This window comes from Nonomuraea deserti (assembly GCF_004348685.1).
In the GTDB taxonomy this organism is placed as follows: domain Bacteria; phylum Actinomycetota; class Actinomycetes; order Streptosporangiales; family Streptosporangiaceae; genus Nonomuraea; species Nonomuraea deserti.
Window position 1 is genome coordinate 40,546 of record NZ_SMKO01000005.1, and the last position, 21,954, is coordinate 62,499.

Annotated in this window: 20 protein-coding genes and 1 pseudogene; 12 read left to right on the top strand and 9 right to left on the bottom strand. The window is 70.3% G+C overall.

What is annotated here, in order from left to right:
- Positions 1-10 precede the first annotated feature (10 nt).
- The 4 genes and pseudogenes from E1292_RS52510 to E1292_RS03485 form a co-directional block, all read right to left on the bottom strand.
- Positions 11-2,073, bottom strand: a pseudogene (locus E1292_RS52510) (ABC transporter ATP-binding protein).
- Complete coding sequence (locus E1292_RS03475; protein ID WP_132591894.1) at positions 2,070-2,984, bottom strand: ABC transporter permease; 915 nt, start codon at positions 2,982-2,984, stop codon at positions 2,070-2,072. The pseudogene E1292_RS52510 and the gene E1292_RS03475 overlap by 4 nt, the downstream one beginning before the upstream one ends.
- Positions 2,977-3,957, bottom strand: a complete 981-nt coding sequence (locus tag E1292_RS03480; protein ID WP_132591896.1) for an ABC transporter permease — start codon at positions 3,955-3,957, stop codon at positions 2,977-2,979. Before E1292_RS03480 ends, E1292_RS03475 begins: the two co-directional genes overlap by 8 nt.
- Positions 3,958-3,963: 6 nt before the next feature.
- Positions 3,964-5,157 (bottom strand): serine hydrolase domain-containing protein, encoded by a 1,194-nt coding sequence (locus tag E1292_RS03485; protein ID WP_165974351.1) that lies wholly within the window; start codon positions 5,155-5,157, stop codon positions 3,964-3,966.
- A 153-nt stretch (positions 5,158-5,310) separates the two neighbouring features.
- On the opposite strand from E1292_RS03485, the gene E1292_RS03490 reads away from it, so the two are divergent.
- Genes E1292_RS03490 through E1292_RS03505 form a run of 3 tightly spaced genes read left to right on the top strand, consistent with a single transcriptional unit; the run spans position 5,311 to position 10,452 of the window.
- Entirely contained in the window at positions 5,311-6,912 is a 1,602-nt protein-coding gene (locus tag E1292_RS03490) for an N-acyl-D-amino-acid deacylase family protein (RefSeq protein WP_132591900.1), read from the top strand.
- Positions 6,913-6,929: 17 nt separating this feature from the next.
- A complete protein-coding gene (locus E1292_RS53415) occupies positions 6,930-8,699 on the top strand; it encodes a serine hydrolase (RefSeq protein ID WP_246089898.1) in 1,770 nt (589 codons plus the stop codon).
- A 25-nt stretch (positions 8,700-8,724) separates the two neighbouring features.
- Positions 8,725-10,452 carry an ABC transporter family substrate-binding protein gene (locus E1292_RS03505; RefSeq protein WP_132591902.1) on the top strand — a complete coding sequence of 576 codons (1,728 nt, stop codon included), beginning with the start codon at positions 8,725-8,727 and terminating at the stop codon, positions 10,450-10,452.
- 44 nt (positions 10,453-10,496) lie between these two features.
- On the opposite strand, the gene E1292_RS03510 is transcribed toward E1292_RS03505, so the two are convergent.
- Entirely contained in the window at positions 10,497-12,146 is a 1,650-nt protein-coding gene (locus tag E1292_RS03510) for a helix-turn-helix domain-containing protein (RefSeq protein ID WP_132591904.1), read from the bottom strand.
- A 140-nt stretch (positions 12,147-12,286) separates the two neighbouring features.
- On the opposite strand from E1292_RS03510, the gene E1292_RS53420 reads away from it, so the two are divergent.
- The 9 genes from E1292_RS53420 (at position 12,287) to E1292_RS03555 (ending at position 19,272) form a co-directional block, all read left to right on the top strand.
- On the top strand, positions 12,287-12,526 hold the full coding sequence (locus E1292_RS53420) for a sensor histidine kinase (RefSeq protein WP_181958180.1): 240 nt from the start codon (positions 12,287-12,289) through the stop codon (positions 12,524-12,526).
- Positions 12,523-13,167: a response regulator gene (locus E1292_RS03520; protein ID WP_132591906.1), complete on the top strand. Its 645-nt coding sequence runs from the start codon at positions 12,523-12,525 to the stop codon at positions 13,165-13,167. The genes E1292_RS53420 and E1292_RS03520 overlap by 4 nt, the downstream gene beginning before the upstream one ends.
- Before the next feature lie 109 nt (positions 13,168-13,276).
- Positions 13,277-13,966, top strand: coding sequence for a GntR family transcriptional regulator (locus E1292_RS03525; protein ID WP_165974352.1), 690 nt, complete (start codon positions 13,277-13,279; stop codon positions 13,964-13,966).
- Positions 13,963-15,033 carry an ABC transporter substrate-binding protein gene (locus E1292_RS03530; RefSeq protein WP_132591910.1) on the top strand — a complete coding sequence of 357 codons (1,071 nt, stop codon included), beginning with the start codon at positions 13,963-13,965 and terminating at the stop codon, positions 15,031-15,033. Before E1292_RS03525 ends, E1292_RS03530 begins: the two co-directional genes overlap by 4 nt.
- A gap of 9 nt (positions 15,034-15,042) precedes the next feature.
- The gene (locus E1292_RS03535; protein ID WP_132591912.1) at positions 15,043-16,098 is read left to right on the top strand and encodes an ABC transporter ATP-binding protein; all 1,056 of its coding nucleotides are present in this window, start codon (positions 15,043-15,045) and stop codon (positions 16,096-16,098) included.
- Positions 16,095-16,955 carry an ABC transporter permease gene (locus E1292_RS03540; RefSeq protein ID WP_132591914.1) on the top strand — a complete coding sequence of 287 codons (861 nt, stop codon included), beginning with the start codon at positions 16,095-16,097 and terminating at the stop codon, positions 16,953-16,955. Before E1292_RS03535 ends, E1292_RS03540 begins: the two co-directional genes overlap by 4 nt.
- Before the next feature lie 9 nt (positions 16,956-16,964).
- Positions 16,965-17,756: an ABC transporter permease gene (locus tag E1292_RS03545; protein ID WP_220446645.1), complete on the top strand. Its 792-nt coding sequence runs from the start codon at positions 16,965-16,967 to the stop codon at positions 17,754-17,756.
- A 35-nt stretch (positions 17,757-17,791) separates the two neighbouring features.
- On the top strand, positions 17,792-18,439 hold the full coding sequence (locus tag E1292_RS03550) for an RraA family protein (protein ID WP_132591916.1): 648 nt from the start codon (positions 17,792-17,794) through the stop codon (positions 18,437-18,439).
- 26 nt (positions 18,440-18,465) lie between these two features.
- Positions 18,466-19,272: a carbon-nitrogen hydrolase family protein gene (locus tag E1292_RS03555; protein ID WP_181958181.1), complete on the top strand. Its 807-nt coding sequence runs from the start codon at positions 18,466-18,468 to the stop codon at positions 19,270-19,272.
- Here the strand turns inward: E1292_RS03555 and E1292_RS03560 are convergent.
- From E1292_RS03560 to E1292_RS03575, 4 genes are all read right to left on the bottom strand, one after another.
- Positions 19,264-19,641, bottom strand: coding sequence for an LLM class flavin-dependent oxidoreductase (locus E1292_RS03560; protein WP_220446646.1), 378 nt, complete (start codon positions 19,639-19,641; stop codon positions 19,264-19,266). The genes E1292_RS03555 and E1292_RS03560 overlap by 9 nt on opposite strands.
- A gap of 76 nt (positions 19,642-19,717) precedes the next feature.
- Positions 19,718-20,659, bottom strand: a complete 942-nt coding sequence (locus E1292_RS03565) for a sulfotransferase (RefSeq protein ID WP_165974353.1) — start codon at positions 20,657-20,659, stop codon at positions 19,718-19,720.
- Between the two features lie 442 nt (positions 20,660-21,101).
- Positions 21,102-21,440, bottom strand: a complete 339-nt coding sequence (locus tag E1292_RS03570; RefSeq protein ID WP_132591920.1) for a histone-like nucleoid-structuring protein Lsr2 — start codon at positions 21,438-21,440, stop codon at positions 21,102-21,104.
- 196 nt (positions 21,441-21,636) lie between these two features.
- Entirely contained in the window at positions 21,637-21,933 is a 297-nt protein-coding gene (locus tag E1292_RS03575; RefSeq protein ID WP_132591922.1) for a DUF3817 domain-containing protein, read from the bottom strand.
- Positions 21,934-21,954: the final 21 nt, after the last annotated feature.

The window sequence follows — 21,954 nt, forward strand, 5'->3', positions numbered from 1 at the left end:
ACGCCGGGTGTCACACGGCGGCGACCTCCGCGTAGTGGCAGGCGGCCGGGTGGCCGTGGCCGCGGTCGACCAGCTCGGGTGCCCGCTCGACGCAGGCGCTCCGCTCGTCCGCGGTGAGGTGCGCGAACTTCGGGCAGCGCGTACGGAACCGGCAGCCGCTCGGCGGGCTGACGGGGTTGGGGATGTCCCCTTCGAGCACGATCCGCTCGCGAGCCCTGACCCGTTCGCGCCGTGGGTCGGGCACCGGGATGGCCGAGATCAGCGCCTGGGTGTACGGGTGGGCGGGCCGGTCGAACAGCTCGTCCCTGTCGCCGATCTCGACGATGCGGCCCAGGTACATCACCGCGACCCGGTGCGCGATGTGCCGCACCACGGAGAGGTCGTGGGCGACGAAGAGGAAGGCGAGGCCGAGCTGCTGCTGGAGGTCCTCCAGCAGGTTCACCACGCCCGCCTGGATCGACACGTCGAGCGCCGACACGGGTTCGTCGAGGACGATCAGCTCGGGCCGCATCGCCAGCGCCCGGGCGATGCCGACGCGCTGCCGCTGGCCGCCGGAGAACTCGTGCGGGTACCGGTTGCCGTGTTCGGGGTTGAGCCCGACGTCGCCGAGCAGTTCCCGCACCCGGTCCGGCCCGTCCTGGCGGTAGGTGCCATGGATGCGCAGCGGCTCCGCGATCGCGTCGTTGACCGTCATGCGGGGGTCGAGGGACGCGTACGGGTCCTGGAACACGATCTGCATGCGCTGCCGCAGCCGGCGCATGGCGGCGGCCGTGACGGCGCCGAGCTCCTGGCCGTCGAGCAGCACCTGCCCGGAGGTCGGCGGCTGCAGGTTGAGCACGGCCCGCCCGGTGGTGGACTTGCCGCAGCCCGACTCCCCGACCAGGCCGAGGGTTTCGCCGCGTTGCAGGTCGAACGACACCCCGCACACGGCGTGCACGTCCCCGGTCGTCCGCCGCAGCAGGCCCTTGCCGCGCACCGGATAGTGTTTGACCAGGTCCCGCACGCTCAACAGCGGCTGCCCGCTCATGCGGCACCTCCAGCGACATCGTCGGCCGACGTCACGGTGAAGACGTCCTCGGGTCGCCGCCCTTCGAGGTCGGCGGAGAAGTGGCAGGCGGCCAGGTGGTCGGGGCCGGACGCGGCGGCCAGCTCAGGCTCGGCCGTCTCGCAGGTCTCCCGGCGCATCGGGCAGCGCGGCGCGAACGGGCATCCCGGCGGCAGGTCGAGCAGGGACGGAGGCGACCCCGCGATCGGCGTCAACCGGTCAGCCCTGCGGGCGTCGTCGAGCCGGGGAAGGCTGCCGATCAGACCGAGCGTGTACGGCATCCGCGGCGTGTAGTAGATGTCGTCGACGCCGCCCAGTTCCACCGGACGACCGGCGTACATGACGAGCACCCGGTCCGCGGCCCCGGCGACGACGCCGAGGTCGTGGGTGATCAGCACCATGGCGGCGTCGGTCGCGGCCCGCGCCGTCTCCAGCGCCCTGAGCACCTGAGCCTGCACGGTGACGTCGAGCGCGGTGGTCGGCTCGTCGGCGATGATGACGTCCGGCGAGTTGGCCATGGCGGTGGCGATGACGACGCGCTGGCGCATGCCGCCGGAGAACTGGTGCGGATAGTCGCGGGCGCGTTCGCGGGGCCGCGGGATCTGCATCATGGCCAGGAGCTCGACGGCGCGTTCGCGGGCCTGCGCGGCGCTGACGTCGTTGTGCGCCCTGACCGCCTCGGCGATCTGGTCGCCCACCGCGTAGACCGGGTTGAGCGAGGTCATCGGATCCTGGAAGACCATCGCGATCCGGCCGCCGCGCAGGGTCCGCATCTGCCTGTCCGGCGCGCCGATCAGCTCCTGGCCGCGGAACCGGACCGAGCCGCCGATCCGCGCCGAGGCCGGCAGCAGGCCCATCACCGCCATCGAGGTGACCGACTTGCCCGAGCCGGACTCGCCGACGATGCCGAGCACCTCGCCCCGCCGCAGCTCGTAGCTGACCCCGCGGACGGCGCGGACCAGGCCGTCCTCGGTGGGGAACGACACGGTGAGGCCCTCGACCTCGAGCACCGCCTCACGTTCGCTCATGCGCGCACCTTCCGCTGGGTCGGGTCGAAGGCGTCGCGCAGCCCGTCGCCGATGAAGTTGATGGACAGGGCGATCACCACGATGAACGCGCCGGGGAAGTAGAACAACCAGGGCCGGGTGCTGACCGCGGTGTCGGCCTCGCTGACGAGGAGGCCGAGGGAGGTGTCGGGGGGCTGGACGCCCAGGCCGAGGAACGACAGCGCCGTCTCCACGAGGATGGCGGCGGCCACGAGGATGGTGACGTTGACGATGATGGGCCCGAGCGCGTTGGGGATCAGGTGCCGGAAGATGATCCAGCGGTCGGTGGCGCCGAGCGCGCGGCTCGCCTCGACGTACTCCTTCTCCCGCAGCGACAGCACGACGCCGCGCACCACGCGGGAGACGTACGCCCACTGGAGGGCGGCGATGACGAGCGCGACGAACCACCAGGAGCCGGAGGTGGCGCGGGTCAGCACGGCGGCGACCGCCAGCAGCGGCAGCGTGAGGACGAGGTCGGCGATCCGCATCATCACGCTGTCGGTGATGCCGCGGTAGTAGCCGGAGAACGCGCCCCACAGGGTGCCCACCAGCCCGGCCAGGAAGGCGATGAGCAGGGCGATCTCGATCGACCGTTGCGTGCCGCGCAGCACCTGGGCGAACGTGTCGTGGCCGAGGTTGTCGGTGCCGAACGGGTGGTCGAGCGAGGGCGGGACGGACACCGCCGAGGTGATGTCGGCGTAGTCGTAGCGCCAGAGCGCGCCGCCGACGAAGGCCAGCAGGACGACGGCGGCGAACAGCGCCAGGCTGATCACGGCCGCCTTGTGCCGGAGGAAGCGGCGGAGCACCAGCTCGCCCTGGCTGCGCTGGCGCACCGCGACGGCCGCCTGCGCGCTCGATGGGGGGCGGGGTGCCGCCCCGGTGTGGTCACTCATGGCGAATCCGGGGGTCGAGGAGGGCGTACAGCAGGTCGGCGATCAGGTTGAAGACGATGACCGCGACCGCGACCACCAGCAGCCAGGCGAGCACCGCGTAGGCGTCGCGCTGGCTGACGGAGGTGACGAGGAACTCACCGAGTCCGCGCCACTGGAAGACCGTCTCGGTGATCACCGCGCCGGAGATCAGCGTCGCGAAGTCGAGCGCGGTGACGGTGGTCATGGGGATGAGCGCCGTGCGCAGGGCGTGGCGTACGATGACGCGCCGCCTGGACAGTCCCTTGGCGCGGGCGAACAGGACGTAGTCGCTGTTGAGCACGTCGAGCATGGACGCCCGCTGGAACCGGCTCCACGCGCCGAACGAGAGCAGCGCCAGCGAGATCGTCGGCAGCACCATGTGGCCGGCGGCGTCGGCCAGCTGGGCCCAGGCGCCGCCCTCGACGATGACGGACTTCTCCCCGATCGTGTACACGACCTGGTCGCCGATGAGGTTGTTGAGGGAGATCCCGCCCTGCTTGAGCAGCACGGCGAACCAGAACGACGGCATCGACAGGAACAGGAACGCGGCGAACGTGAACCCGTAGTCGATGCCCGAATACTGCTTGACCGCGCTGATCACGCCCACCACCACGGCGAGCACGAGGGCGAGGAGCACCGCCACGGCTATCAGCCGCACGGTGACCCCGAACCTGACGGCGATCTCGTGGCCGATGTCCACGTTGGTCCGCACGGAGGGGCCGAAGTCGCCCTGCGCGACGCCGGTGATCCAGGTCCAGTACCGCTGCAGCGGCGGCTCGTCCAGGTGCAGGCGCTGCTCCTCGACCGCGATCACCTGCGGCGAGGGGGGCGGGTTGCGGCCCTTGAGGTTGGCGAGCGGGTCCCCTGCCATGGTCACGAGCAGGAAGACGGTGAAGGTCGACGCCACGATCACCGGGATGGCGATCAGGAGCCGGCGGAGTGTGTAAGCGACCACGAGGCACTACCAGATCTCTCGCACGGCGTCGAACACCTTGGGCGCGCTCCGGTCGATTGCGGGATAGGTGGTCTGGTCGTTGCTCAGCAGGATGACGGAGATGTCCTGGTCCGGGAACAGGGCGTGCATGGTGCGAAACCCGCCCATGCCGCCGTTGTGCCAGATGTACGGCTTGCCGTCGTGTGTCTGGATCACCCAGCCGCACGCGTAACCGCCGAGCTCCGGGGTGAACATCATCCGCAACGTCTCCCGGCGGAACAGGCCGGGCCGCGACAGCGCCGCGTCCCACACGGCGAGGTCGCGCGCGCTGCCGGTCAGCCCGCCGGCGCCCGTCATCCACGGCAGGCTCCACTGGTACGCGCGGTGCACCCCGTCGGTCTCGGCGTAGTAGCCGAGGGCGACGTCCCGGCTGCCGCGAGCCGGATATCCCTGGGTCGTGTCGCGCATCCGCAGCGGGTCGAAGAAGTGGCGCTGCAGGAAACGGCCGAGGGGCATCCCGGCCACCTTCTGCACCACCAGCGCGAGCAGCAGGAAGTTGCTGTTGCTGTAGGCGTACTTCGATCCGGGAGGGAACTGGAGCGGCAGCGACTCCAGTTTCGCGACGACGGCCGAGTGGTCGGACTCCCCGGAGGCGACGAAGGCATCGTACGCCGACTGGAACAGCGGAAAGTCGTTGTAGTCGGGAATGCCGGTCACCTGGTGCATCAGCTGGAGCAAGGTGACGTCGGCGGCGCGCCGGTAGTCGGGCAGGAAGGTGCCGAGCCGGTCGTGGACCGACAATCTGCCCCGCTCGTGGAGCAGCAGGACCGCGGCCGCCGTGAATCCCTTGCTGATGGAACCGAGGTTGTAGACGGTGTCGAAGGTGCTGCGGCGCCGGCCCCGCGGCAGGTCCAGCACCTCGTCGAGCTGCTCGACCTGGAAATAGTCCTCGCCGGTGAAGCGCTCGGGCAGGCCGCGGTCGCGCAGGCCGTAGCCCTTCGCGAACACCGTACGGCCCTCCTTGCTCACGGCCACGGTGATGCCGGTGCCGTCCGGCCCGATGGCGGCGACGATCTCGTCGATGCGACGGTGCCAGTCCGGGCGAAGCCGGCCGGACGCGGCGGCCCGCGCGTCCGGGATGACGCCGGCGCTGACCACCGCCCCGCCCACGCCGGCGAGAGCCGCCTTCAACAGCGTCCGCCTCGTGGCTGTGCTCTCCATGCTCGACCTCCGTGTCGTCGTACCGCACACGCCTAGGAGCCCAGTGCAGTCCACCGGCCCGGCAGGCTCTTCGTGGAGAGGGACGTAAAGTGGCCGCCGAGTTCGTCCGATCGGATGAACTCCTGCGCGGTCCCGGCGTCGCAGGATGCTCGCATGTCGACGACCCTGGTGATTCGCGGTGGCACAGTCCATGACGGCAGCGGCGGGCCCGGCCGCGTGGCCGACGTCCTCGTCGAGGGCGACAGGATCCTCGCCGTCGGCCCGGGCGTGGGCGACTCCGACGCGCCGGTGCTCGACGCCACCGGCCTGGTGGTCGCGCCGGGCTTCGTGAACGTGCTGAGCCACGCGTACTTCACGCTGGAGCGGGACGGCCGCGGCCTGTCCGACCTCTACCAGGGCGTCACCACCCAGGTCTTCGGCGAAGGGATCTCGATCGGCCCTCTCACCGCCGAGATCAGGGCCGAGCTGGAGCCGGGCATGGCGCCCGACGACCCGCAGCTGACCTGGGAGCGCCTGTCGGAGTTCCTCTCCCACCTCGAGACCAAGGGAGTCGCCCAGAACGTCGCGAGCTTCGTCGGCGCGCACAACATGCGCATGATCGGGGCGGGTGCGGACGACCGGCCGATGACCGCGGCCGAGCTCTCCCGCGTCCGCGGCATCCTCGACGAGGAGATGGCCGACGGCGCCCTGGGGCTGGGATCGGCGCTCATCTACCCGCCGGGGTGCTTCGCCTCGACCGACGAGCTGGTGGCGCTGTGCGAGGTCGTCGCGCGGCACGGCGGCATGTACATCTCGCACATGCGCAGCGAGGGCGACCACTTCCTCGACGCCGTCGACGAGCTGATCGAGATCGGCCGCCGGGCCGAGCTGCACGCGGAGATCTACCACCTCAAGGCCGCGGGACGGCGGAACTGGCCGAAGATGGCGCGGGCCATCGAGCGCATCGAGGCCGCCAGGGCCGCGGGCCGGCCGGTGACCGCCGACGTCTACCCCTATCTCGCCGGGCAGACCCAGCTCGCCGCCTCGATCCCGCCGGAGTTCCACGACGGCGGTTACGAGGCGCTCACGGCCAGGCTCGCCGACCCGGGCGAACGGGCCCGCATCCGTGCGGCCGTCGTCACCCCGTCGGAGCGCTGGGAGAACCTCTACCTAGCCGCGAGCGGCGCGAGCGGCGTCATGCTGCTCCCCGACCCGAACGGGCCGGTGGCGAAGTACCGTGGCCTCAGCCTCGCGCAGGCGGCGGACGCGGACGGCACCGACCCCGTGGAGATGCTGCTCCAGCTGGTCGAGCAGGAGCCGGCGCTGCACGCCATGTACTTCATGATGGACGAGGAGGCGCTGCGCACCGCCCTGCGCAAGCCGTGGGTCTCGGTCTGCTCCGACGCCCCCACGTTCGCCGCCGAACCCCCCGACTCCGGCGTGCCCACCCACCCGCGCGCCTACGGCAGCTTCGCCCGGATCCTCGGCACGTACGTCCGCGAGCAGTCGCTGCTCACCCTCGGCGAGGCCGTGCGCCGGATGTCGAGCCTGCCGGCGGGCAACCTCGGCCTGCGCGACCGCGGCGTGCTCGCCCCGGGAAACTTCGCCGACATCGTCGTGTTCGACCCGGACACGGTCGGGGACGTCGCGACGTACGAGGAGCCCCACCAGTACGCGACCGGTGTCCGGCACGTGGTGGTCAACGGAGAGACCGCGCTCGCCGACGGCGTTCCCACCGGGCGCCTGCCCGGCCGGGCACTGCGCCGCCGGCGCTGAGACGACAGGAGAAACGCGTGAAAGAGCAGGTGGAGCAGGCCCTCGGCGAGGTCGGCGCGCGGGCCTGGGCGCACGCCGTCGATCTCGACAGCGGCGAGGAGATCGGGTACGGCGAGGACGGGCTCGTGGTGCTGGCGAGCGTCTTCAAGATCCCGGTGCTGGTGGAGTTGTTCCGGCGGTTCGGCGACGGGCGGCTCGACCCCGCGGACCGGATGGACGTCCCCGTCGAAGGGCGCTCGGCGGGACCGACCGGGCTGTCCGTGATGGCCGACCCGATCGAGCTCTCGCTGCGCGACCTCGCCTACTGGATGATGAGCGTCAGCGACAACGCCGCCACGGACATCCTCGTCGACCTTCTCGGCACCGAGGCGATCAACGCCACCCTGCGCGAGCTCGGCCTGACCACGACCCGGGTCGACGGCACCTGCGACGACATCTACCAGAGCATCTACGAGGACGTGCCGGACGAGCAGGCCGGCCCCGAGGTGTGGCGCGCCGCCCGCGCGGTGGACCCGGAGCGGTCCCTGCAGGCAGGCACCCCCCGCGAGATCACCCGGCTGCTGGCCGCCATCTGGAACGACGAGGCGGCGCCTCCCGAGCAGTGCGCCGAGATGCGCCGCATCCTCGGCCTGCAGGCCTGGCCGCACCGCCTGCGCTCCGGGTTCACCGAGCCGGACGCGCAGGTGAGCGCCAAGACGGGCACCCTGCGCTTCTGGCGCAACGAGGTCGGCGTCGTCGAGCTCGGCGGCCGCCGGTACGCCGTCGCGGTCTTCGTACGGACCGACGACTACGAATACCGCATCCCCGCCGCGGACGCCTGCGTCGGCACGGTGGGCAGGCTGGCCGTCGACCACCTGCGCGGGGCCGAGACCCGCCGGAGGCCGCGGAGCGCCGCCAGCGCGGCGACCCCCGGCCAGATCCGCGACCACGCGCGCGAGCTCGGCACCGACATCTGGCTGCACGCGCGGGACCTGGCGAGCGGGAAGTCGGTGGGCGTCGGGGAGACCACCCCGGTGGTCACCGCCTCGGTGCTCAAGGTGCCGGTCGCCCTCGAACTGGCCCGCCAGTCCGTGGCCGGCGAGATCGACCTCTCCGAGCGGGTCACTGTGCCGCCGGGCGGTGTGCCGTCGCCGTACGGGCTGTCGGTGCAGCGCGACCACACCGTCGTCTCGTACCGGGACCTCGCCCAGCTGATGATCGTGATCAGCGACAACGTGGCCACCGACCTCGTCATCGACCGGGTCGGCAAGGGCCGGGTGGCGGCGCTGCTCGCCGAGCTCGGACTCACCGCGACGGCCGTGCCGCAGAACTGCGCGGAGATCCTGGCCTCCCTGGAGGAGGACCTCGGCATCAACTACCGCGACGACGAGCGGGAACTGGCCGAGGTGCCGCTGGAGAGCCTTCAGGCGCTGCGGGCGCTGGTGCCCGAGGAGACCTGCCGGACGACGCCCGAGGAGATCACCCGGCTGCTGGCCGGGATCTGGCGCGACGAGGCGGCCGCGCCCGAGGCCTGCGCGCTGGTCCGCGGCTGGATGGGCGACCAGATCTGGCCGCACCGGCTGACCAGCGGGTTCCCCGGAGACGACATCGTGATCAGCGGCAAGACGGGCACCCTCCCGCTGGTCCGCAACGAGGTCGGTGTGGTCGAGTTCGCCGACGGCGGCAGGTACGCCGTCGGCGTCTTCACCCGTACCGACGACCCATCACCCAACGCTCCCCACCTCGACGCGCTGATCGGCTGGGCGGCGGCCAACGCCGTCGCGCAGCTGCGCGGCGAGCGTCCCTGACCCTTCTCTGCATCTGGAGCAGACCATGGCTTTCCGCAGGAAGCACTCCCTGGCCCTGACGACGAGCGCCGTGGCACTGCTGCTCGCTGCCTGCGCGGGCGGAGGCGGCACGGCGTCCGGCGACGGTCGCGTCACCGGCGACGTGAACACGGCGAACACCGCGAAGGTCGCCAAGGGCGGGACGGCGACCTACACCATCACCTATCCGATCTCGAACTGGAACGTGCTGAACTCCGCCGGCGCGACCTACTCGGTGCTCGACATCTCGAGCGTGCTGCTGCCCGGCGCGTTCATGATCAAGCCGGACGGTACGCCGGTCCGCAACGAGACGCTCGTGACGAGCGCGGAGAAGGTCGGCGACTCACCGCAGACGATCAAGTACACGATCGACCCCAAGGCGGTCTGGTCCGACGGCCGGCCGATCTCGGCGGACGACTTCATCTACACCTGGCGTGCCCTCGACCCGCGCGAGTGCCCCAAGTGCCAGGCGTCCAACACGGCCGGGTACGACCGGATCAAGTCGGTGAAGGGATCGGACGGCGGGCGGACCGTCACCGTCGTGTTCGACAAGCCGTACGTCGACTGGCAGGCGCTGTTCTCGCCGTTCCTGCCGGCCCACGTCGCCGAGACGTACGGGCCGACCGACACCGCCGCGGGCCTGGAGAAGAGCTTCAACGAGGGCTTCGCCAAGTCCGTCCCGAAGTTCTCGGCGGGCCCGTTCAGGATCCAGGAGTACACGTCCGACGGTTCCGTGGTGCTGGTCCGCAACGAGAAGTGGTTCGGCACGCCGCCGAACCTGGAGAAGCTGGTCTTCCGGCTCATCACGGACGTCGCGCAGCAGCCGACCTCGCTGGCGAACGGGGAGGTCGACGTCATCTACCCGAACCCGCAGGTCGACATCGTGCAGCAGGTCGAGGAACTGCCCGCGGTCCGCTACCAGGTGACGCCGGGCGCGTCGGTCCACAAGCTGTGGCTGAACCTCAACGCCCGCGCCCTGCAGGACGTCGCCCTGCGCAAGGCGATCTTCCAGGCGGTCCGGGTCCAGGACGTGATCGACAAGACGATCGGGCAGTTCGACGACACCGCGGAACCCCTGCTGAGCCACATGTTCATCGGCGGCGCGCCCGGCTACTCCGACGTGGTCAGCGAGCTCGACTACGGCATCGGCGACGTCGGGAAGGCGAAGAAGACCCTGACCGACGCGGGGTACACCGGCGTCGGGTCGAAGCTCGCCGATCCGGACGGCAAGGCCGTGCCCCCGCTGCGCATCGTGGTCCAGGCGGGCGACCAGCTGCGCGCCAGCGAGGCCCAGCTGGTCAAGGCGGCTCTCGCGCCGCTGGGGCTGGACGTGCAGGTCGCCACCGTCGCCAACACGATCGAGGCCGTGCAGGAAGGGAACTGGGCGATGACGGTCGCCACCGTGTCGCAGTCGCCGTTCGCGACGACCAGCAACATCCCGTACTACCTGAGCTGTCCCGAGGGCTCGACGTTCTGCCGGTTCAACCTCAACAACTACGGCAACCCCAAGGTCGACCGGCTGCTGAACGAGGCGCTCTCGGCCACCAGCGCGGCGGCGGCGACGAAGAAGCTGCAGGAAGCCGACAGGATCGTCTCGTCGGACTACGCGATCCTGCCGCTCTACCAGAACAGGTCGTTCCTCGCCTACAGCGCGAAGCTCGGCAACGTCCGCGACAACAGCCTGGGATTCCCCACCTACAACACCGAGCAGTGGGGCCTGCTGGGCGAGTCGTGACGGCGCGCCGCGGCGCCGGGCACCCGGGGTCGCCGGGCCGGGGGTCACCATCGGGACCGGGGGGATCCCGTCTCCTTGACCACGCCCCGGTCCCTGGCGACGCGGTACAGGCGCAGTTGCAGCGTCGCGGCGAGCCGCGCGTCGGCGTCGGTGAGGTCGAGGCCGGTGATCTCGCAGACCCGGCGCAGCCTGTACCGGAACGAGTTGGGGTGCAGGTGCATCGCGGCGGCCGCCTCCCCGACGTTGCCGAAGGCGTCGAGGTAGGCCGACAGGGTGTCGACGAAGCCGCTCTCGTGCTCGGCGTCGTAGTCCACCAGCGCTCCGAGCGAGCCGAGGTGGAGCTCACCGTCCTCGGCGACGAGATCGGCCAGGCGCAGCAGCAGGGACTCCACCTGGACGTCGCTGTACCGGGCGATCCGCCTGCCGCGGCGGTCGGTCTGCAACACCCGCAGCGCCCGGTCGGCCTCGCGGCGGGAGTGGGTCACCTCGGCGAGTGACATGGTGGCCCGCCCGACCCCGATGACGGCGTCCGTACGCGCCCCCACCCGGGCGAGGAAGTCCACCGCCAGCCGGACCACGGACGACGTGCCGTCGCGGTCGCCGCTGGTGCTGACGGGCAGCACGACGTAGGTGGTCCCGCCGAGCAGCGCCGCGGCCGAGCGCGGGTGCACCGCCGCGAAGTGCAGGGCGAGGGCGTCGCGCAGCCGTTGCATGGCCGCCTCGGTGTCCGCGGCGTCGCCCGTGACGACCTGCGCGGCCATCACGCAGAGCCGGCCGTCGGTGAGCCCGAGGCGGTTGGCCGCCTCGGGAGCTCCAGGCCCGCCCTCCAGCACCATGGCCACCAGGTCGGCGCTGAGCCGGCGCCCGACGTCGGCGCCGGCCCTGGCCCGCAGCATGTGCAGCGCCACGATCTTGGCCGAGTCGGCGAAGGCCGCCGCACGGACCTCGGACAGCGGTTCCCCGACCACGGCCCACATCGAGCCGAGTACCTCGTCACCGGCCCTGACGACGATGGCGACCCGCGGCAGCATGTCCTCGGCGAGGGGCTCGATGTAGACCGGGGTCCCCTTGGAGAGCTCGCGGAACGCCCCGCGCTGTTCGAGCAGTTGCGTGTAGCGGTCGGGGACCTGCCGGCCGAGGATGGTCTCGACCCGGCCCTGGTCGGCGCAGTGCTGGTGCCCGGAGAAGGCCAGCACGCGTGACGCGCGGTCCTCGATCGTCACCGGCGCGTCGAGCAGCGCCCCCACCGCGTTCGCGAGGGCGAACAGGTCGCCGGCCGGCGCGCCGGCGAGCAGGTCCGCCCCGCCGGTGATGTCGGTCGTGGCCAGCGGCAGCGCTCTGAGCATGGCGGCCACGTGCGACCACGAGGCGGCGCGGTTGAGCCCGAGCAGTGCCACGCCGCTGTCCCGCACCGCCGCGACTACGGACGCGTCGGCGGTCACCGGGTGCTTGACGACGAGCCCCACGGCGCGCCGCTCGCCGAGGCGGCGCAGGAGCTCGGCGATCGTGTCGTTGTCGTGCAGACCCACGCCGAGCACCAGCTCGCCCGGTTCGACGGTGAGTTCGTCGCCCGGGCCGTGGATCGCGACGCCCGTCAGTTCGCCGTCCAGATCCCCGGGAGACGCGATGAGGTCGAGCAACATGCGTCCGAGGTCGTCGAGCAACCGTGAGAGCCGCGCTCTTGGTGCAACCATCGGTGACCGATCCTAAGCCCCACATCGGACATAAGGCCAGCTCCCGGGCATGCATCCTCTGCGCGATGCCGGTCAGTCCCAGCGGAAGAACGCGGCCGAGACGGCGCCGCCGACGAGGACCGTCACGGACAGTACGGGCGGTGCAGGAGATCGTCACCAACACGATCAGGCATGCCGGGGCCCGCGAGCTGTGGATCGAGGTCGTGCCCGACGGCGACGCGGTGCGGCTGACCGCCGTCGACGACGGCCGTGGCGCGGCCGATCCGGTGCTCGGCAACGGGCTGCGCGGGCTGGTCGAGCGGTTCGAGGCGCTCGGCGGCGAGGTCAGCGTCGACGGCCCGGGCGGGTTCCGGGTCACGGCTCAGGTGCCGGCGTCGTGACCCGGGTCGTGGTGGTCGACGACCAGACGCTCGTCCGTCAGGGGATCCGCAGCCTGCTGGAGGTCGCCGGTGTCGAGGTGGCCGGCGAGGCCGACGGCGGGCGGGCGGCGATCGAGGTGATCGCCGCGGCCCGGCCGGACGTCGTGCTGCTGGATCTGAGGATGCCGCGGTACGACGGGATCTGGACGCTCGAACGCCTCCGCGAGCGCGGCATCGAGACGCCGGTCCTCGTGCTGACGACCTTCAACGACGACACGCTCGTGTTGCAGGCGCTCCGGGCTGGCGCGCGCGGCTACCTGCTCAAGGACGTGACCTTGGAGCAGCTGACCAGGGCGGTGCGCACCCTGGCCGACGGCGGCACGCTCGTCGCGCCGTCGATCACCGACCGGCTGCTGCGCGCGATCCGCTCCGGCCCCCCACCGGCGGGCGGCGGCGCGGCGCCGGCGCAGGAGCTCACCGGGCGCGAGCTCGAAGTGCTGCGGCTCGTGGCCGAGGGTTACGCCAACCGCGAGATCGCCCGGGCGTTGTTCCTGGCCGAAGGCACGGTGAAGAACCACGTGTCGACGATCCTGCTCAAGCTCGACGCCCGCGATCGCACCAACGCCGTGCTGCGCGCCCTGCACGAAGGGATCCTGCGCTGACGGTCAGTCGGTGACCGATCACGGTAAATGAGCTCAGGGTCTTGACCTGTGCGTGCACCGTCTCGTACTTTCCTTGTACCTCAAATATATCGAAGGTATACGGATGACCTTGACCGGACGGACAAAGACTGAGCAGGCGTACCACGTCCTGCGAAGGGCGATCGTCACGGGCGACCTCGTCGAGGACCTGCCCCTGGACGACGCGATGCTCTCGACCCGCTACGGGTTCGGGCGCACCCCCATCAGGGAGGCGCTCAAAAAGCTGGCCGACGAGCAGTTCATTAACTACCCGCCGCACCGCACCCCTTACGTGCGCGGGATCCGGGTCAGGGATCTGTCCAGGCTGTACGAGTCGCGCCACCTCCTGGAGGAGCCGGTGGCGCGGCTGGCGGCCAGGCGCGCCACCCCCGCGCAACTCGACGAGCTGGAACGGATCTGCGATCGCATCGACGACGAGATCGCGGCCGGCCAGCCGTACGGGGCCATCGAGTACGACCACCAGTTCCACCTCGAGATCGCGAAGTCGACCGACAACCCGTTCCTGGCCGAAGCGGTGAACCGGCTCAACTGCGGATCTCTGCGGATCTGGTATCTGGCCCACAGCACGCTCGGCATGGAGAACACCAACGAGGACCACCGGGCGATCCAGGCCGCGCTCAAGGAGAAGGATCCGGACAAGTCAGAGACGCTGGTGCGGCAGCACATCGACAAGTCGTACGCACGGCAGATGGCGCTGCAGCAGCTCGACCCCGTGGTCCCTCCACCGGCGGCCCGGTCGTCACAAGGAGAACCACCATGAAGTTGAAGCCGCTGGCCGGCGGGCTGCTCGCCATCGCGCTGGCCACGGTGGCGGGCTGTTCCGGTAGCTCCAGCACCCCCACCAACGACGCGCCCGACGCAGGAACCATCACCGTCAAGGGATACTCGGGAATCTTCGAGGACGTCTTCAAGAAGTCCGTCATCGAGCCGTTCCAGAAGAAATACCCGAAGATCAAGGTCAACTTCGTAGGCTCGGCCAACTCCGCCGAGAACCTGGCGTCACTGCGCGCCGCGAAGAACAGTCCGGACACCGACGTCTCCATCATGGACATCTCCACCTCCGGCACCGGCAACAAGTCCGAGGTGTTCCAGCCGCTCGACCCGGCCAAGGTGCCGAACATGAAGGACATCGACCCCCGGGGCAAGGTCGAGGGCAACTTCGGCCCCGCGCTGACGTTCGACAGCCTCGTCCTGCTCTACAACGACTCCGTCACCCCCGCCCCCACCACGTGGGACGCCCTGTGGGACCCCAAGTACAAGGGCAAGGTCGTGGTGCCGGCCCAACCCGACATCCAGGGCGCCGGCCTCATGCTCATCGAGAACGCCAAGGCGGGCGGCGACTACACCAAGTCCGTCGACCAGGGCATCGCCCGACTCAAGCAGCTGGCGCCGAACGTGCAGACCTGGTCGCCGCAGCCCGACTCGTACACGCTCGTGCAGTCGGGGACCGCGGCGCTGGCCGTCGGCTGGAACGCCCGCGGCCAGTACTACGCCGACGAGAGCAAGGGCAAGCTGAAGGTGGCCATCGTGGACGAGCAGACCATCTTCCAGATCAACACCATCAACCTGGTGAAGGACTCGCCGTCCCCGGCCGCCGCGCAGACGTTCATCAACTACACGCTGAGCCCCGAGTCGCAGGAGGCCTTCACCGAGGCCATGTTCTACGCGCCCACCAACACCAAGGCGAAGCCGAGCGCGAAGGCGCTGAAGCGCACCGCGCTCGACCCGGCGAAGACCGCCGAGATCCTTCAGGTCGACTGGACACAGGTGGCCGCCAACCGCGAGAAGTGGACGCAGTTGTGGCGCCGCGAGATCCTGGCGAACTGAGGCGGCGCGATGTCCTTCCTCCAGCTCGACGACATCGTCAAGGAATATCCGGGGACGGAGCGCCCCAGCGTCGCGGACTTCACGCTCGGCATCGACCAGGGCGAGTTCGTCTCCCTGCTGGGCCCTTCCGGGTGCGGTAAGACGACGACCCTGCGGATGATCGCCGGTCTCATCGAGGCGACCTCGGGCCGCATCCACCTGGACGGCAAGGAGCTGACCAGGACCCCCGTCCACCAGCGCGGCATGGGCCTGGTCTTCCAGAACTACGCGCTCTTCCCCCACCTGAACGTCGCGCGCAACGTCGCCTTCGGCCTGGAGATGCGCCGCACCTCCAAGGCGGAGGCCAGGCGGCGGGTCGAGGAGGCGCTCGACCTGGTCCGGCTGGGTCACCTGAGCGGCCGCCGCATCAAGCAGCTCTCCGGCGGCCAGCAGCAGCGGGTCGCGCTCGCCCGCGCCCTGGTGATCGAGCCTTCGGTGCTGCTGCTCGACGAGCCGCTGTCCAACCTGGACGCCAAACTGCGCGACACCATGCGCGAGGAAATCCGGTCGATCCAGCGCAAGCTGGGCATCACCACCGTCTTCGTCACCCACGACCAGGACGAGGCGCTGGCCGTGTCCGACCGCATCGTCGTCATGTCGGAGGGCGTCATCGAGCAGGTCGGTACGCCCGAGCAGATCTACGAGCATCCCGCCAACCGGTTCGTCGCCAACTTCATCGGCCGCGCCAACCTCTTCGACGCCGAGATCACGCACACCGCGAACGGCGTCGCGGAGCTCGACGTGGCCGGGCTGGGGCAACTGCGGGCCGTCGACGACCACGGCGCGAAGGGGCCCGCGACGGTGCTGGTCCGCCCGCACCGCATGCAGCTGAGCAAGGCGGCGGCCGGCGACGCCCACGGCACGGTCGAGACGGTCGTCTACGTGGGCGACTCCATCGAGTACGGCGTGCGGGTCGGGGACGCCACCGTGTCCGTCCAGTCGGTGGCCGGCGCGGCGGAGCGTCTCGAACGCGGCGCGAGCGTGCGGCTGTCCTGGCAGGCCGAGGACGCCCTGGTACTGACATGAGTGCGAAGACCCGCTCCGCCCGGCTGACCGTGCTGGGCCTGACGGTGCCCGGGCTGCTCGGCCTGGCCGTCTCCTTCGTCCTGCCGCTGGCCTGGCTCCTGCGGATGAGCTTCAACCGCGGGGACTCCACCGGCCTGATCGAGGAGACGTTCACCCTCGACTCGTACGCGCAGTTCGTCGGGGACTCCTACTACTGGGACATGGCGTGGGAGACCACGCTGCTGGGCCTCGGCGTCACGGTGCTGACGATCGTGGTGTCGTACCCGATCGCGCTGTTCCTGGTCAGGACCGAGTCCAGGTTCAAGGGCATCCTGGTCGCGCTGGCCGTGGCGCCGCTGCTGACGAGCTCGGTCGTCCGTACGTACGGCTGGCTCGTCCTGCTCGGCAACCAGGGTGTGGTGAACCAGGCGCTCATGGGCGCGGGCCTGGTTGACCAGCCGCTCGCGCTGATCAACAACCGGCTCGGCGTGTACATCGCGCTCGTCGAGATCATGATGCCGTACATGATCCTCTGCCTGCTCGCGGGCTTCGGCCGGTTCAACCCCGAGCTCGAGCACGCGGCGCGGAGCCTCGGAGCCAACCGCTGGCGCACCTTCTGGCGGATCGTGTGGCCGCTCAGCATGCCGGGCGTGCTGACCGGTGCGCTGCTGGTGTTCGTGCTGACGATCAGCTCGTTCGTCACTCCGCGGCTGGTGGGCGGCGGGAAGGTCTTCTACCTGGCGACCGAGATCTACGACCAGGCGACGGCGACGCTCAACTGGCCGTTCGCCGCGGCGATCGCGTTCATCCTGCTCGCGCTCTTCGCCGTCGTCATCGTCATCTACCAGCGGGCGCTGCGGCGCATCGAGGCCCAGTAGGGGGGCGGCGTGACATCCAAGCTCAAGGGCTGGCCGACCAGGGTGGTCGTGACCCTGCTGTACCTGTTCCTCCTGGCGCCCATTCTCATGGTGGTGGTCATCTCGTTCGACACGCAGTCGACGATGTCCTTCCCGCCGCAGGGCTTCACCTTCCAGTGGTACGAGCGCCTGGCCCAGAACGCGGAGTTCATCCAGGGGTTCCAGGTGAGCGCCGTGGTGGGCGCGGGGGTGGCGTTGCTGGCGTTGCTGATCGGGGTGCCCGTCGCGGTGGCCCTGACCAGGCACGATTTCCGGTTCCGCGAGGCCATGTCCGGATTTTTCCTGTCACCGCTGATGGTGCCGGCGATCGTCCTCGGGCTCGCGCTCCTGCTGGTCCTCGCCCCCCTCAAGATCACCGGCACGTACGGCGGGCTCATCGTCGCCCACCTGGCCATCACGGTGCCCTACGTCGTCAGGACCACCTCGATGAGCCTGATGACCATGAACCGGTCCTGCGAGGAGGCAGCCCGCACCCTCGGAGCGTCCCCCTGGCGCACGTTCACCCGCGTGACCCTGCCGCTCATCGCCCCCGGCGTGCTGGCCGGCGGCGTGATCGCCTTCCTCATCTCCTTCGACGAGGCGGTGATCTCCCTCTTCGTCGTCGGGCCGCAGGCCACCACCCTGCCCGTCGAGATCTTCCACTACGTGGAGAGCCGGACCGATCCGCAGATCGCGGCGCTGTCGGTCGTGCTGATCGCCATCAGCGTGCTGTTCATGGTGATCATCGAACGGGCGGCCGGCCTGAAGAAGGTCCTCCGCTAGGACCTCAGCAGATATCAGTTATCGGGAGTTGTTTCATGTTCGTCCGTCACCCGTCCGCCCCCTCGATCGATCCCCGCATCGCCGAGGCCCTGAGCCAGGTCTGCACCTCGACCCTCGGCCACCTGCGTGATCACGGTTTTCCCCGGGGGCTGACGCCCAACGCGCGGCCGCTGAAGTTCGTCGGCACCGCGGTCACGGTGCGCCTGCCGCATCTCGACTCGACCGCCGTGCACGTCGCGGTCGACGACCTGCGGCCTGGTGACGTCCTCGTCGTCGAGCAGAGCGGCGACGAGCAGCGGTCATGTTTCGGCGGGCTGGTGTCGTTCACGGCCAAGACCAGGGGAGCCGTGGGCGCCGTCATCGACGGGCGGATCAACGACATCGAGGAGATGGCCGGATACGGGTTCCCCGCGTACTCGCGGGGCATCGCCGCCCACACCACGCGGATCTCCGGCATCGAGGGCTCCATCAACGTGCCGGTGTCGATCGGCGGCGTCGTGGTCGCGCCGGGTGACGTGGTGTTCGCCGACTCCGACGGGGTGGCGATCCTGGACCCGGCCGAGGCGCTGGAGATCGCGGCGGTGTTGAAGAAGAAGGAGGACGCCGAGATCCCCGCCCGCGAGGCGATCGCGGCGGGCGGCCGCATTTCCGACTACTCAGGCGCGGCCAAGTACTTCGCATGACCGCCGTTTCTTCTTAAGGAGATCAGATGAGCATCAGGATCGCGGTGGCGCAGTTCGGCGCCACCACCGACAAGGAGTCGAACCTCGCCAAGGTGCGCGGACTGATCGAGCGCGCCGCCGGCGACGGGCTCGACCTGGTCGTGCTTCCCGAGAACGCGATGTACAGCAACCCCGACGTCACCGCCGACATCGGCCCCGCCGTGGAGACGCTGGACGGCCCGTTCGTGTCCGCGGTCGGCGAGGCGGCCAAGCGCCACGGCATCGCGGTCGTCGCCGGCATGACGGAGAAGCTGCCGGACAACCACCGCGCCTCCAACACCGTGGTCGCCTTCGACGCCGACGGTGCTCGCATCGGCGTCTACCGCAAGGTGCACCTCTACGACGCCTTCGGCTACAAGGAGTCCGACCGCATCCAGCCCGCGGAGTTCACGCCGCTGACCTTCCGCATGGGCGGGCTCACGTTCGGGGTGATGACCTGCTACGACCTGCGCTTCCCCGAGATCGCCCGGCTGCTCGTGGACGCCGGCGCGAACGCGGTCATCGTGCCCGCCGCCTGGGTGGTCGGCCCCGCCAAGGAGGACCACTGGACCACGCTGGCCCGCGCCCGCGCGATCGAGAACACGTCCTACCTGATCATGTCAGGCCAGTCCGGCCCCAACTGCACCGGCCAGAGCATGATCATCGACCCGATGGGCACGATCGTCGCGTCGGCCGGCGAGTCGGAGGGCCTCGCGTCGGGCACCCTGTCGGCCGAGCGGATCGACCAGGTGCGGGCCAAGAACCCCAGCCTGGCCAACCGCCGCTTCACGATCGCCGCCCTCGCGTCAACGTGACGCCGGGCCGGGCGCTCGCTCGCGTAGCAGCGGCAGCAACCGGTCGCCCTGGCGCTTGATTTCCGGCAGGTAGGGGGTGTCGGAGAGCTGGACGTCGGCCTCGGTGGCCGCCACCCGCTCGGCGGCCTCGGAGGCGCCGCCGAAGTAGAGCCGGGGGCGCGTGCGTTCGCCCCTGACGACGATCCGCGGCGTCACGGTGGAGCCGGTGACGCTGAAGTGCTCGCCCTTGTAGGTGACGTCCTCCTCGGTCCACAACCTGCGCACGATCCGCATGAACTCCTTCGTGCGGGCATCGCGGTCGGCCTGGCCGCCCTCGCTGTCGCCGTACGCCGCCGGGTTGTCCTTGCCCGACACGATGCTGACCAGCACGCGCCCCCGCTGATCTCCGGGGGACGCTCCGCCGGAAAGCGGGTGGCCCCGCCGGAGCGCCCCCGGTCACGCCGGGTCAGCGCAGCGGGTAGCCGTAGCGCAGCATCCCCGGGGCGGTGAAGGCCGTGATCAGGCGGCGGCGGGCCGGGCGCATCGCCGACCTCCACTCCTCGTCCGCCTTGAGCGGCACCACGCCCGTACGGATGCGCATCGGGTTGCCCGCGACACTGTGATCGGCGGGCAGGTCGATCGTGCCGTCACCGAGGAACGGCGTGCCGGCCGACGGCAGCCCGGCGAACTCCAGGACCCTGGACAGCTCGCGGTGCGGCTGGGCCACGAAGTCCTCGTAGCGCAGGAGCGTCCACGGGGTGCTGGTCAGGCGGAACGACTCGATGGCGGCGTTGAAGGCCAGCCATTCGGCGGCGGTCTGCGCCGGTGAGTGGGTGGCCATCAGCCGCCCGTTCTTGTCGGCGCGCCGGACCACGCGGGACCAGGAGTGGACGACGCCGTGCGGGCCGCGTACGAGCTGGACGATGCGCAGGTCGATGCCGGAAACCCGGCGCAGCAGCAGCGCCGAGGTGGGGAACTTGGAGGAGTCGACGATCACCGGGCTCCCGCTGACCTCGGCGATCCCCCGGTATACGGCGGCCATGGTCTCGGCGTACCGGTGGACGCGCTGGGCGAAGGCGCCCGTGGCGCCGGGCAGGACATAGCGCGGCACGTGCCTGATGCGCATGACGGAGCGGTGCAGCTCGGCCATCTCGGCGGCGTCGACGTTCCGCCAGCCGCCGAAGGCGGCCTGGCCGACCTCCTGCCAGAACGCGCACCGGCGAAACTTCCTGCTGCATCCGCAGAGCTGGTTCTTGGCCACGCCCTGCGTCCAGAGGTAGCGCAGCTCGCCGACGCAGGCCGCGCCCTCGGCCGCGCCCAGCGCGCGGGAGACCAGGGTGCTGCCCGACCTGCCGTGTCCTCCGACGAAGAGGATGCGGATCGGCTGATGCGGGGGAGTCGGTGCCATGGTCATACCTGAGTGCCTGGGGAGAGACGGGCGAGAAGGGGGATTCCGGGGGAAGCAGGTGTGCTCGGGGTCATCCACCCCAACGTAGGGTCCAATGCCCCCTGACCGAAACCGCTTCGGCGAACTGGGCTCATCGCACCGCGGCGCGAGCGGGGGTCGGGGTTCGTGGCCGGCGGTCGGCGCCGCCGACATCATGGGTCGACGAGGAGCCCTGCCCTCGCCACGCGAAGAGCCGCCGGCACGGTCGAGATTAACCTTTATTCAAAGCGGAGCCAGTAACCGCTAGTTCCCTTTGTTCTGCACCGGCGGCCGTGGGCCGGTTGCCATGAACTCGGCTCCGGCCGCAATTCCCGCGACTTATGGAGATGTGCTCGCTCGCGCGGCTCGACCGTGCCGGAGGCCCCGTTTCGAATAGGGCGGAGCCGGGCCCGGGCGCGCCCGATCAGTGGGCTGCTTCGTACTGCTGCACGATGGTGGCGGCGATGCGGCCGCGCTCGCTCACCGGGAGGCCCTGGGCCTTGGCCCACCGCCTGATCTCGGTGGACTTCTCACGGCTGATGGACCGGGACGGGCCGCCGGCTCCCCGCCGCCCGCGTGTGCGCTCGGCGCGGACCGCGCGAGCCTTGGTGATGAAGGGCGCGAGAGCCTTCTCCAACTTCTCCCTGTTGTCGCCGGACAGGTCGATCTCGTAGTTAGTGCCGTCGAGGGCGAACGCGGTGGTTCCCTCGGCTTCACTTCCGTCGATGTCGTCGATAAAAGATTCAACGATGCGCTTCGCCATGATGGTGCTCCAAGGACGCTATGGTTGCAGCGTACTGTAGCCGCCTTCAGCACGATATGCATCGTCCGGGGTCGTGTGAGCCGCGTTTCACATGACCTGTCGCAGGGGTGCCGAGATCGGCGAAGTTGAAAAAATATTCAGGACAGCCCTATTCGCGGGGGAACCGGGTCCCCGGCGCCGCCGAGGACCGGCCCGATCAGGTCGCCTGGCCGACCGCCGCGCGCGCCGCCATCCGGCGTTCGAACCACAACGAGGTGAACGGCGGCACCGAGCACGCCAGGCCCAGCACCACCGCGCCCCGGCTCCAGCCCGCCTCCCGCGCCGAGAGCACCACGCCGAGCGCGTACAACACGAACATCGCCCCGTGGATCGGGCCGAACACCTTCACGCCGAGTTCGCCGGAAGCGGTCACGTACTTGAAGAACATCCCTACCAGCAGCCCCGCCCACGAGCACGCCTCGGCCACCGCCACGACTCGGAACCAACGCAGCATGCTTTCACCTTTCGCCCGAAC

Excerpts from the sequence above, each read along its gene's own strand:
- E1292_RS03475 (WP_132591894.1), bottom strand. The coding sequence starts at position 2,984 with ATGAGTGACCACACCGGGGCGGCACCCCGCCCCCCATCGAGCGCGCAG.
- E1292_RS03485 (WP_165974351.1), bottom strand. The coding sequence starts at position 5,157 with ATGGAGAGCACAGCCACGAGGCGGACGCTGTTGAAGGCGGCTCTCGCC.
- E1292_RS03490 (WP_132591900.1), top strand. The coding sequence starts at position 5,311 with ATGTCGACGACCCTGGTGATTCGCGGTGGCACAGTCCATGACGGCAGC.
- E1292_RS03505 (WP_132591902.1), top strand. The coding sequence starts at position 8,725 with ATGGCTTTCCGCAGGAAGCACTCCCTGGCCCTGACGACGAGCGCCGTG.
- E1292_RS03510 (WP_132591904.1), bottom strand. The coding sequence starts at position 12,146 with ATGGTTGCACCAAGAGCGCGGCTCTCACGGTTGCTCGACGACCTCGGA.
- E1292_RS03530 (WP_132591910.1), top strand. The coding sequence starts at position 13,963 with ATGAAGTTGAAGCCGCTGGCCGGCGGGCTGCTCGCCATCGCGCTGGCC.
- E1292_RS03535 (WP_132591912.1), top strand. The coding sequence starts at position 15,043 with ATGTCCTTCCTCCAGCTCGACGACATCGTCAAGGAATATCCGGGGACG.
- E1292_RS03540 (WP_132591914.1), top strand. The coding sequence starts at position 16,095 with ATGAGTGCGAAGACCCGCTCCGCCCGGCTGACCGTGCTGGGCCTGACG.
- E1292_RS03550 (WP_132591916.1), top strand. The coding sequence starts at position 17,792 with ATGTTCGTCCGTCACCCGTCCGCCCCCTCGATCGATCCCCGCATCGCC.
- E1292_RS03555 (WP_181958181.1), top strand. The coding sequence starts at position 18,466 with ATGAGCATCAGGATCGCGGTGGCGCAGTTCGGCGCCACCACCGACAAG.
- E1292_RS03565 (WP_165974353.1), bottom strand. The coding sequence starts at position 20,659 with ATGGCACCGACTCCCCCGCATCAGCCGATCCGCATCCTCTTCGTCGGA.
- E1292_RS03570 (WP_132591920.1), bottom strand. The coding sequence starts at position 21,440 with ATGGCGAAGCGCATCGTTGAATCTTTTATCGACGACATCGACGGAAGT.
- E1292_RS03575 (WP_132591922.1), bottom strand. The coding sequence starts at position 21,933 with ATGCTGCGTTGGTTCCGAGTCGTGGCGGTGGCCGAGGCGTGCTCGTGG.